This window comes from Streptomyces sp. NPDC097640 (assembly GCF_040302705.1).
In the GTDB taxonomy this organism is placed as follows: Bacteria; Actinomycetota; Actinomycetes; order Streptomycetales; family Streptomycetaceae; genus Streptomyces.
In genome coordinates this window covers 23,435-33,778 of sequence record NZ_JBEOSB010000041.1, presented here as the reverse complement: position 1 = coordinate 33,778, position 10,344 = coordinate 23,435, and the positions used below count along the sequence as shown (strand labels likewise).

Here is a 10,344-nt window from a genome sequence, read left to right as displayed (position 1 = left end):
CACGGGTCACACGACGGAGCGGCGTGAAATCGCGAAGCCCTCGCCGATGAGTCCCCATCCGATGGAGGACAACAGCAGGGCTCCACCGGCGCCGAGGACGAGCCACGGTGAGTCCGTCAGATAGTTCTGCGCCTCGGCGACCATCCGGCCCCAGCTCGGGGTGGGTGGCTGAACCCCGAGGCCGAGGTAGCTGAGCGCGGACTCCAGCAGGATGACGATGGCCGCCGAGTTGGCGAGCTGGACCATCATCAGAGGAAGGACATTGGGGAGCAGATGCTTCAGGACGATCACGGAGGACCGGACTCCGGAGATCCGCGCGGAGAGCACGAATTCCAGCTCGCGGAGTTCGAGGCACCGCGCCCGCACGATGCGTGCGAAGTGCGGTAGCGACACCAGCGACAGCACCACGATCAGGGTCGTCGTCGAGGGCGAGAAGACGGTCACCGCCGCGAGCCCCAGCAGCAGCGAGGGGAACGACAGCAGCAGGTCGACCCCGCCCATCAGCAGGGTGTCCAGCCACCTGCCACCGACGCCGGCCGCGAACCCGACGGCCGAACCGGCCACCAGTGCCAGCAGCGAACCTGCCAGCGCGATCGACAGCGAGGTGCGCCCGGCAACGCACAGTCGGACGAAATAGTCCCGCCCCAGGTCGTCCGTGCCCAGCCAGTGGGTCCCGCCCGGCGGGGAGAAGGGCGCTCCGGCCACCTCGCTCGGTGAGAACGGCCGGATCAGGGGCGCCACGTACGCCATGGCGAACAGCAGCACCAGGATGCCGAGACCGAAAGCGACGCCGACGCCCGGCCGGATACGTCGCCGCCTGGGGCGGGGCCCGGATCCGTCCACCGTGGATTCCTCCGGGTTCGGGTCCACGGGCACGTCGGAGTCCACCGGCGACCGGCTCATCGCGCATCACCCACCTTGGGATCGATCAGCCGGTGGAGCAGGTCCACCACGAGGTTCATCACGATGTAGGTCAGTCCGAGCAGCAGGATGCAGGCCTGGGTCACCGCATAGTCCTTCTGTAGCAGCGAGTTCACGGTGAGCTGGCCGATGCCCGGGATCGCGAAGACGTTCTCGATCAGGAGGGAGTTGCCGACCAGACCGGCCAGCTGGAGCCCGGCCACCGTGACCACCGGCCCCGACGCGTTCCGCAGCCCGTGCCGGAGGGTGGACTCCCACCGCGTCGCCCCGGTCGCCAGCGCGGTGCGCATGTAGTCCTGTTCGTAGACCTCGATCATCGAGGTGCGCATGAACCGGCACAGGGTCGAACCGAGTGGCAGCCCCAGGGCGAGCGCCGGCAGGACCACACTTTGCAGGTTCCGCACCGGATCGTCGGAGAAGGTCACGAACCCGACGGTCGGCCACGTCGGAGCGACGAACGAGACCAGCAGTATCAGGCAGAGGCCGAAGACGAACACCGGAGTCGCCAGTCCCAGGAAGGCCGACCCTCGAGCCAGCCGGTCGAAGAGCCGGCCCTGGCGAAGGGCCGCGATCGCACCGGCCGGCACGCCCCACAGGACCGACACCACCGTGGCGGCCAGGGCCAGCTCCAAGGTGTTCGGCAGTCGTTCCTTGATGAGCTCGAGGACCGGCATACCGTTGTAGACCGAGAGACCGAAGTCACCGTGGAGCAGCCTGCCGAGCCACAGCAGGTACTGCTCGGTGACCGGTTGGTTGAGTCCGAGATCCTCCGCCAGCCGCGCCCGGGTCGCCGCGTCGGAGTACGGTCCGGCCAAAACGTCCGCCGGATTACCCGGAAGCAGCCGGACGAGCCCGAACGCGACGACCGACAGGACGAACAGGACGGCCAGTCCACGAAGGACTCGTCGGGCGACGAACGGTATCAGCGGCGGCAGGCTCGTCGCCCACCTCACCGGGCCCGCGGCCACGGCCGCGAGGGGCCGACCGCGCGGGCCCAGCCCGGAAACATGCTGCATCCCAGGGCCTCCCGTTGGGATGGGTACTGAGTGCGGTCCCCTGCGGGATACGTACTGAGTACGGCGGATGGTGAGCGGTACCTTGCCCATTCGGATACGGAGGGCGAAGCCACTCGTCCCGCTCAGCGGACCCCTGTGCGTCGGGAGGGGAGGGTGTCCGGCGCCTGATCGTGCGTCAGCCTCGGCCCGCGATCGCCGCGGCGGTGGAGGTACGCGGCCGCGCCGAACGAGTCATCGTCAAGGCCTGTGGACGGGAGCCGCACCGACCCAGCGGTGATAGGCGTCCACGTCGACGTTGCTGCCGCACACGATGGTGACCACGTGTCGGCCGGCGAAGCGGTCGCGGTCTTCGAGGATCGCCGCGATGCCGAGCGCGGCCGACGGCTCGACGACGAGGCCGGCGTGGTCGAGGAGCATCCGCATACCGGCGATGATCGACGCCTCCTGGACCAGGACGGCGTCGTCGGCGACCAGCAGGAGGTCGTCCAGGACGGCCGGGATGGGACACCGGCCGGCGACGCCGTCGGCGATGGTGTCGGTCGAGTCGGTGGTGACGACGCGCCGCCGGCGCCACGAGTGTGTCATCGCCGGTGCGCCCAGCGGCTGGACGCAGATCACCTCGGCTTCGGGCGCCATGGCCTTCACCACATGACCCACGCCGGTGGCCAGTGCGCCGCCGCCGAGAGCGATCAGCACGGCGTCGAACGACGGCGCGGCGTCCACCAGCTCCAGGCCGATGGTCGCCGCGCCCTCGCAGGTCTCGAGGTCCAGGCTGTCCTCGACCAGCCGGATGCCGTCGCAGCGCGCGATGGCCGCGGCCCGCTCGCGCGCCATCTCGTGGTCGCCGTCGACCAGTTCCAGCCTGGCGCCCAGTGCGCGGATGCGGTCGAGCTTGGCCACCGTCGCGAAGCGGGATGCCACAACGGTGACGTCGAGCCCCCGGCCGCGACCGGACCAGGCGAGGGCCTGGCCGAGGTTGCCCGCGCTGGCGCACACCACGTCTCGCGAGCCATGGTCGGCGAGCAGGCTCGCGACCACCTCGGTGCCGCGGCCCTTGAAGCTTCGGACCGGGTTCGCCGTTTCGAGCTTGATGCTCACCGCGCACCCGAGGGCCGGCTCCAGCGCCTCGCAGCGGTACAGCGGAGTGTCGAGAAAAATCGGGTCGATCACCCGGCGAGCCGCCCGGATCCGGGCAGTGTCGAGGCGTGTCTCCTGCATGGCACAGCAGCGTAGCGCCGCCGACCGTGTTCAATGACTTGATCAAGCACCCAGGTCTGGGCGGGCCTGGTCACGATGGCCGCGGATGATCTCCGCGTAGCGGTGGCCGGTCCCCTTGATGGTGCGGGCCTGGGTGCGGTAGTCGACGTGGACGAGCCCGAAGCGCTTGTCGTATCCGTAGGCCCACTCGAAGTTGTCGAGCAGCGACCAGGCGAAGTAGCCGGCCATCGGGGCGCCCTTGCGGGCGGCCGAGGCGCAGGCCGCGAGGTGTCGGATGAGGTAGTCCTGGCGCTCGGGGTCGTCGACGGTGCCGTCCGGGCGTATGACGTCGGGGTAGGAGGAGCCGTTCTCGGTGACGTACAGCTTGCGGGCGCCGTATTCGTCGGTCAGACGCAGCAGGAGGGTTTCGATGCCGGTGGGGTCGATCTCCCAGTCCATGCCGGTGCGGGGCACGTCCGGGCGGCGGATGCCGTGGGCGTGGGGAGCCGGGGCGGTGGGGGCGTCGGTGACGGTGACCGGGAAGTAGTAGTTCAGGCCCAGCCAGTCCAGGGGCGCGGCGATGGTTTCCAGGTCGCCGGGGTGTTCCGGCAGTTCGACCCCGTACACCTCGCGCATGTCCGCGGGGAAACCGCGGCCGTGGACGGGGTCCAGCCACCAGCGGTTGGTGTGGCCGTCCATGCGCCGCGCGGCCGCCAGGTCCTCGGGCCGGTCGGTGGCGGCGTGGACGGTGGAGAGGTTGTTGACGATGCCGACCTCGGCGCCCGGTGCGGCGGCCCGGATCGCCTGGGTGGCGAGGCCGTGGCCGAGCAGCAGATGGTACGAGGCGCGGACGGCTGCGGTCAGATCCGTGAGGCCGGGCGCCATCACACCGTCGAGGTGGCCGATCCAGGCCGAGCACAGCGGTTCGTTGAGGGTGGTCCAGTGGCGGACCCGGTCACCGAGGCGGTCGGCCGTCGCCGAGGCGTACGCGGCGAAGTGCTCCGCGGTGTCGCGCACGGGCCAGCCGCCCCGGTCCTGGAGCACCTGCGGAAGGTCCCAGTGGTACAGGGTGACGGAGGGGGTGATGCCCGCTTCCAGCAGACCGTCGATCAGCTCGTCGTAGAAGGCCAGGCCCTTGGCGTTGACTGGCCCGTCGCCGCCCGGCATCACCCGCGGCCAGGCGATGGACAGCCGGTAGGCGTTGGTGCCCAGCTGCTTCATCAGGCCGATGTCCTCGCGCCAGCGGTGGTAGTGGTCGCAGGCCACGTCGCCGTGGTCGTCGCCCGCGATCCTGCCGGGGGTGTGCGAGAAGGTGTCCCAGATCGAGGGCGACCGCCCGTCCTCGGCGACGGCTCCCTCGATCTGGTAGGCCGAGGTGGCCGTGCCCCAGAGGAAGTCGTGCGGGAGGGCTGTGAGGTCCAGGAGTTCGGACACGTACGTCCTTTCGGAGAGGGGATGGCCGGTCACTTCACGGCTCCGGCGGTGAGTCCGGCGACGAGATAGCGCTGGAGCAGGAGGAATCCCGCGACCACGGGGACGCTCACCACGAGGGAGGCGGCCATGATCTGGTTCCAGTAGACGTCGTTCTGACTGGCGTAGCCCTGGAGGCCGATGGCGAGGGTGCGGGTGGCTTCGTTCGTCATCACGGACGCGAAGAGCACCTCGCCCCAGGCGGTCATGAAGGCGTAGACGGCCACGGCGACGATGCCGGGGGTGGCGGCCGGGACGACGACCCGCAGCAGTGCGCCGAGGGGGCCGCAGCCGTCCACCAGCGCGGCCTCGTCCAGGTCGCGCGGGACCGAGTCGAAGTACCCGATGAGCATCCAGATCGAGAACGGCAGCGAGAAGGTGAGATAGGTGAGGATGAGGCCGCCGCGGGAGCCGAAGAGGGCGATGCCGGTGGTGTTGCCGATGCTGACGTAGATGAGGAACAGGGGCAGCAGGAAGAGGATGCCGGGGAGCATCTGTGTGGAGAGCACGGTGACGGTGAACACGCGCCTGCCCCGGAAGCGGTAGCGGCTGACCGCGTAGGCGGCGAAGACCGCGATCACCACCGAGCAGACCGTGGCCGCGCTCGCCACGATGACCGAGTTCACGAAGTAGTCGGCGAGCGGGACGGTCGACCAGATGTCGATGTAGGGGCGGACGGTCAGCCCGCTGGGCAGCCAGCGGAACGTCCCCGACACGTCCTGGAGCGGCTTCAGGGAGCTGGAGATCATCACGTACACCGGCACCAGGACGAAGCCGGTGAGCAGGGTGAGGAAGATCCGGCGGGCCCAGAGGAAGGATCGCGGGGCGGCCATCGGTGAGCGGGGCTTGGATGTGGCGCTAGACATCGGCTGTCTTCCTTCGTCGGGAGGTCAGCAGGAGGTAGACGCCCGTCACCACGAGGAGGAAGAGCAGCAGGAGGACGGACATGGCGGAGCCGGTGCCGAAGTTCCAGGTGACGAACGACGACTGGTAGATGTGGATCGAGATGAGATCCGCGGCCTCCGGCGCCGCCTTGCCGAACAGCGTGAACGGCGTGTTGAAGTCGTTGAACGTCCACAGGAACAGGACCAGCACCAACACCTGGTTGACCGGGCGCAGCGAGGGCAGGGTGATGTGGCGGATCTGCTGCCACATACCCGAACCGTCGAGGGCTGCCGCCTCGTAGAGCTCCCGGGGGATGTTCTGTAGGCCGGCCATGACGATGAGAAACGCGAACGGCCAGCCCTTCCACACCGAGACGGTCAGCAGCGCGATGAAGCTGTTGTCGCCGATGAGCCAGAAGGAGGGCTTGTCGGTGAGGCCGAGCTGGTCGTGCAGGACGTGGTTCACCAGGCCGTTGTCGTGCTGGAACATGAACGCCCAGGTGATGACGGCGGTGTACACGGGGAGCGCGTACGGGATGAGGAACAGGGTGCGCAGCAGGCCGCGGCCGCGGAAGGTGTCCTGGAGGAAGATGGCGGTGGCGGTGCCGAGCAGCCAGCACAGTCCGACCGACAGCAGGGTGAATCCGCAGGTGACCAGGAACGAGTGGAGCAGCGCCTCGCCGACCGGCGCGTCGAAGTCCACCGAGAGCCGGTAGTTGTCGAAGCCGGACCAGGGGGCGGTGGTCCAGTCGCGGATGAAGAACTGGGTGAGCTCCTTGAAGCTCATCAGGATGCCGATCGCCATCGGCACCAGATGGACCAGGAGTTCCAGCAGCAGGGCCGGCAGGAGCAGCAGGTACGGCAGTGCCATGCGGCGGATCCGCCCGGTGCGGCGCGGGCCTCGCGCCGCACCGGGGGTCTTCCCCGGCGCCGCCTGCTTGTCGACCTGTGCGGTGGCGGTCGTGGTGGTCATGGGGATGTCCGCGGTCACTTCGCCGGCATCTGCTGCTGGGCCTTGTGGAGCCGTGCCTTCACCGACTCCGTGGTCACGGCGCGTCCGGCGGCGGCGTCGGCGAACAGTTCCTTGACGGCTGTGCCCACCGCCGTCTCGAACTGGGACTCCTGGGGGACCTGCGGCAGGGCCTCGGCGCTCTTGGCGAGGGTGTCGCGCAGAACGGTCGTGGCCTGGCTGTTGAACGCGGGGTCGGACTGGGCGGCCCTGACCGGCGGGATGGAGCCGTAGGCCTTGTTGAGGATCTTCTGCTCGGCGTCGCTGGTCATGAACTTCACGAACTTCAGCGCGCCGTCGTGGTTGTCGGTGTTCTTGAAGACGGCCATGTTGATGCCGGCGACCATCGAGTTGACGGAGGTGCCGGTGCCGGGGGTGCCGGAAGGGGTGGGCGCCGGGGCCACGCCCCACTCGTCGTCCTTCATGCCGAGCGATTTGAAGGTGGCGGAGGCCGTCTGCCACAGCACCATCGCGGTCTTGCCCTTGGCGAAGTCGCTGAGGGACTGGTTCTGGGCGTATTCGGCGTTGCCCGGCGGGATGGCCTTGTCCTTGGCCATCAGGTCGACGTACTGCTTGACCGCGGCGACCGCGCCGTCCGAGGTGAAGTCCGGCTTGCCCTCGGCGGTGAAGAAGTCAGCGCCGTGCTGCTTGGCGAAGACGAAGGCGTGGTGGATGTTCTCCGACAGGTTCGCCCCCTCGGCGCCCAGCGCCGCCGCGCCGCGCTGCTTGATCTTCTTGGCGTCCGCGACCAGTTCGTCCCAGGTGGCCGGCGGCTTGGCGATGCCCGCGTCGGCGAAGATCTTCTTGTTGTAGTAGAGCGCGTACGCCATCGAGTACAGCGGTACGGCGGCCGGGTCCTGGCCCTGCGCTCCCGTCGAGCCGAGGGCCGAGTCCACGAAGCGGTCCTTGCCACCGATCGCGTCGAAGTTCTCGGCGTCCCATGACAGCAGGGCCCCGGATGCCTGGAGTGAGGCGCTCCAGGTGTTGCCGATGTTCAGCACGTCGGGGCCCTGGCCGGAGGTGGTCGCGGTGAGGATCCGGTTCAGCAGCTCCGACCAGGGCACCACCTCCAGCTTGACGGTGATCCCGGTCTGCTCTTTGAACTTGTCGAGTTCGGGCTGGAGGACCTTCTTGTCCACGTTGATGCTCGCGCCCTGGTTGGAGGCCCAGTAGGTGAGCGTCTTCGGCGAGTCGTTGGACCCGTTTCCGGCCGTGGACGAACCGCCTCCGCAGGCCGTGGCGGCAATGGCGAGTGACAAGGTGACGGCGCCGATGGCCGCGGCTCGGATGCTGCGCATGGCTCCAGGTGTCCCTTTCCGAGTCGAGTACGCCGAAGAGGGCCCGGGCACGTCTATGTGCGTTCAACTCCCGAAGCCCCTCATGGCTTAATTTACGACGTGAGTTAAACCTCAAGAGAAAGGCGCGTCAAGAGATCCGGCAGTAGGTATCTTGTTACGCGGATCCGGGACTTGAGGAGGTCAGGTGGCTGCACACAACAGCCGCACGGTGCGTGACCTGCGGCGGGAGAACCGCACCGCCGTGCTGCGCCGGTTGTTCTTCGACGGGCCGATGAGCCGCCTCTCGCTTGCCCCAGCGACCGGGCTGAGTTCAGGCTCCATCAGCAATGTGGTCACCGAACTGCTCACCGAGGGGCTGGTGGAGGAGGCCGGAAGCGTCGACTCCGACGGCGGCCGCCCCCGCACGCTGCTGCGCATCGCCCCGCGCAGCGGCCACTTGATCGGGGTGGACGTCGGCGAGACCCGGGTCCGTGTCGAGCTGTTCGATCTGTCGCTGGCCGAACAGGGCCGCGCGGAGCGGCCATTGCCCACGCGCGGGACTGCCCGCCCGGACCGCTACGACAGCGAACTGATCGCGGGCCACATCCGAGACGGCATCACCGAGGTCCTGAACACTGCCAGGCTCACCCCCGGGCAGATCCTCGGTGTCGGCATCGGCACCCCGGGAATCATCGAACACTCCGAGGAGGACGGCGCGGTGGTGCACTGCACCCCGATCGGCTGGGAAGCGGTCCCGCTGGAACGGATGCTGCGCCGCCCTGGTCATCTGCCCCAGCAGGTGCCCTACTTCATCGAGAACGGCGCCAAGACGCTGGGCCAGGCCGAGATGTGGTTCGGCGCCGGGCGCGGTGCGCGCAGCGCGGTGGTCGTCCTCTTCGGGTCGGGCGTCGGCGCCTGCGTCGTCACCGATGACGTCGAGCACGGCCGGGCGGTGGAGTGGGGCCACCTCACCGTGCGGGTACGGGGCCGGCGGTGCCGCTGCGGGGCACTGGGCTGTCTGGAAGCCTACGCGGGCGCGGAAGCACTGCTGGAGCGCTGGCAGGAGGCGGGCGGGCAGCCGCCGCCCGACACCGACGAGGAGACCGCCCTGACGGCGATGCTGGCCGGCGCCTACCCTGCGGACGGTGGCGCCCCGGACCCGGTGGCGGCCGCCGTCCTCGACGAGACCGCGGAGTACCTGGGCGCGGGGCTGTCCGACCTGATCAATCTCTTCCAGCCCGAGCGCATCCTCGTTGGCGGCTGGGCCGGTCTCCAGCTCGGCTCGCGTTTCCTGGAGTCGGTGCGCCGCCACGCGCTGTCCTACGCGCTGCCGTACCCCTCCGGACGTGTCGGCATCGACCTGGGCGCGCTGGGGCCCGACGCGGTGACCGTGGGCGCCGCGACCCTGCCGCTCGCCGACTTCTTCGCACGCGGCGGGCGCCGGCTGCCCGCACCCCCCGCGCCGGAGCCGGCCCCCGGGTGGCGCACCAGCCTTGGCACGCGACTGGTGTGAGGGCTACGCCGACTCCCGTACCACCAGCTCCGGTTCGAAGAGGACCGAGGTCGGCTCGGTCCGCATGCCCCGCACGTGTTCGTCGAGCAGCCGGGCCATCGTCGCCGCCATGTCCTCCACCGGCTGGCGCACCGAGGTCAGCGGCGGCCGGCAGGTGGCGGCCACGCCGGAGTCGTCGAAGCCGATGACCGCGACATCGTCCGGCACCCGTCGGCCGCGTTCCCTCAGCACCTGGCAGACTCCCTGCGCCATCAGGTCGTTGGCGGCGAACACTCCTTCCACATCGGGATGTTCGGTGAGCAGTTCCGTCATCGCCGTCACCCCGCTGTCCAGTGTGAAGCCCCCCTCGGCCACCGGAACGTACGGATGGCCCCCGCGGGCCATGGTGTCGCGGAACCCGGCGAGCCGCTCCTGGCTGGCGGACACGGTCGACGGCCCCGACACGGTGGCCACCCTCCGGCACCCCCGGGCCAGCAGACGCTCGGCCGCGAGGCGGCCGCCGTCCCAGTGCGCAAGGTCCACATGGCTGAGCGCGACCGGTCGCGCGGGCCGGGCGAACAGCACGGCGGGCAGTCCGGCCTCGGCCAGCAGCGTGGGCAGCGGATCGCCGGAATGGGTCGACACCACGAGGGCGCCGTCCGCGTTCCCCTGCCGCAGATACCTCAGCACCTCCTGCCTGGCCTCGGAGGACTCGGCGAACATCAGCACCGGGTGCATCGAGCGGGGCCGCAGAAATCCGACCACCCCACCGACCACCCGGCCGAAGAACGGGTCGGTGAACACCCGTGCGGCGAAAGCGTTCTGCTCCTTCTCCGAGGGCTCGCCGACCCCGGAGACGACGAGCGCAACGGTCCCGGTTCGCCGGGTCACCAGCGATCTGGCCGCCCGGTTGGGCGTGTAGCCGGTCCTCTCGATCGCGAGGCGCACCAGGTCCTGGATGGCCGGATCCACATTGCGGACGCCATTGACGACCCGGGAGACGGTCGCCCGGGAGACACCGGCCTCCCGGGCGACATCCTCCAAGGTCGGGGCCTGTCGGTTCATGCCCGCACCCTAG

General features: G+C 69.6%; 9 protein-coding genes. 1 reads left to right on the top strand and 8 read right to left on the bottom strand.

What is annotated here, in order from left to right; genetic code table 11:
• Nucleotides 1–6: 6 nt before the first annotated feature.
• From ABTY62_RS42650 to ABTY62_RS42620, 7 genes are all read right to left on the bottom strand, one after another.
• On the bottom strand, nt 7–903 hold the full coding sequence (locus ABTY62_RS42650) for an ABC transporter permease (protein WP_352134762.1): 897 nt from the start codon (nt 901–903) through the stop codon (nt 7–9).
• The gene (locus ABTY62_RS42645) at nt 900–1,937 is read right to left on the bottom strand and encodes an ABC transporter permease (protein ID WP_352134761.1); all 1,038 of its coding nucleotides are present in this window, start codon (nt 1,935–1,937) and stop codon (nt 900–902) included. The genes ABTY62_RS42650 and ABTY62_RS42645 overlap by 4 nt, the downstream gene beginning before the upstream one ends.
• Before the next feature lie 237 nt (nt 1,938–2,174).
• Nucleotides 2,175–3,155, bottom strand: a complete 981-nt coding sequence (locus tag ABTY62_RS42640; protein ID WP_352134760.1) for a threonine ammonia-lyase — start codon at nt 3,153–3,155, stop codon at nt 2,175–2,177.
• Between the two features lie 42 nt (nt 3,156–3,197).
• Complete coding sequence (locus ABTY62_RS42635; protein ID WP_352134759.1) at nt 3,198–4,568, bottom strand: GH1 family beta-glucosidase; 1,371 nt, start codon at nt 4,566–4,568, stop codon at nt 3,198–3,200.
• Between the two features lie 29 nt (nt 4,569–4,597).
• Nucleotides 4,598–5,470: a carbohydrate ABC transporter permease gene (locus tag ABTY62_RS42630; protein WP_352134758.1), complete on the bottom strand. Its 873-nt coding sequence runs from the start codon at nt 5,468–5,470 to the stop codon at nt 4,598–4,600.
• A complete protein-coding gene (locus ABTY62_RS42625) occupies nt 5,463–6,461 on the bottom strand; it encodes a carbohydrate ABC transporter permease (RefSeq protein WP_352134757.1) in 999 nt (332 codons plus the stop codon). Before ABTY62_RS42625 ends, ABTY62_RS42630 begins: the two co-directional genes overlap by 8 nt.
• 14 nt (nt 6,462–6,475) lie before the next feature.
• Nucleotides 6,476–7,795, bottom strand: coding sequence for an ABC transporter substrate-binding protein (locus ABTY62_RS42620; protein ID WP_352134756.1), 1,320 nt, complete (start codon nt 7,793–7,795; stop codon nt 6,476–6,478).
• A gap of 184 nt (nt 7,796–7,979) precedes the next feature.
• Between ABTY62_RS42620 and ABTY62_RS42615 the strand changes: the two genes are divergently transcribed.
• A complete protein-coding gene (locus ABTY62_RS42615) occupies nt 7,980–9,287 on the top strand; it encodes an ROK family transcriptional regulator (RefSeq protein WP_352134755.1) in 1,308 nt (435 codons plus the stop codon).
• A 3-nt stretch (nt 9,288–9,290) separates the two neighbouring features.
• Here ABTY62_RS42615 and ABTY62_RS42610 read toward each other — a convergent pair whose 3' ends face one another.
• Entirely contained in the window at nt 9,291–10,331 is a 1,041-nt protein-coding gene (locus tag ABTY62_RS42610; protein ID WP_352134754.1) for a LacI family DNA-binding transcriptional regulator, read from the bottom strand.
• Nucleotides 10,332–10,344: the final 13 nt, after the last annotated feature.